Annotated in this window: 1 protein-coding gene; it reads right to left on the bottom strand. The window is 55.0% G+C overall.

Features of this window, described 5'->3' with window-relative positions:
* Positions 1–200: 200 nt before the first annotated feature.
* On the bottom strand, positions 201–427 hold a 227-nt coding region (locus Q4563_RS16355; protein ID WP_303605232.1), incomplete at its 5' end, for a LysR family transcriptional regulator substrate-binding protein.

The following is a 427-nucleotide window of genomic DNA, read 5'->3' as shown; positions in this document are numbered from 1 at the left end:
CTGCGCGCATCTGGATATTGCAGGCACCGCCTGGGTTGGTGGTAAAGCCAAGGGCGCCACCGGTCGCCCGGTCAGCCTGCTGGTAAACTACTTGCTGAATAAATAAATATTCAGTTCCGGGAGTGCACCTCACGGTGGGCACTCCCGGCCTGCTCAAATACCGGCCTGCCCAGCCCCCCCCCGATATATCGCCAGCAAAACTATTCTGCATGTCCCGACACCGGACTATTATCCAGCACAAAATCCACAAAGGCCTGATTGGCTTTTGACAGATAACCATCCTTACGCCAGGCCAGACACAGATCGAGCACAATGGGCGGATCAAACGACAGCGTCACCAACTCCGGATCATCTTCCGTGGCCATCCGTAACAACGTCGAAATACCAAACCCCTGTTTGACGATAGAGCGAATCAGCGGCAACAGGT

Source organism: Gilvimarinus sp. 1_MG-2023, from assembly GCF_030548285.1.
The sequence above is the reverse complement of the archived record's forward strand: the minus strand, read 5'-3'. Positions and strand labels throughout refer to the sequence as shown.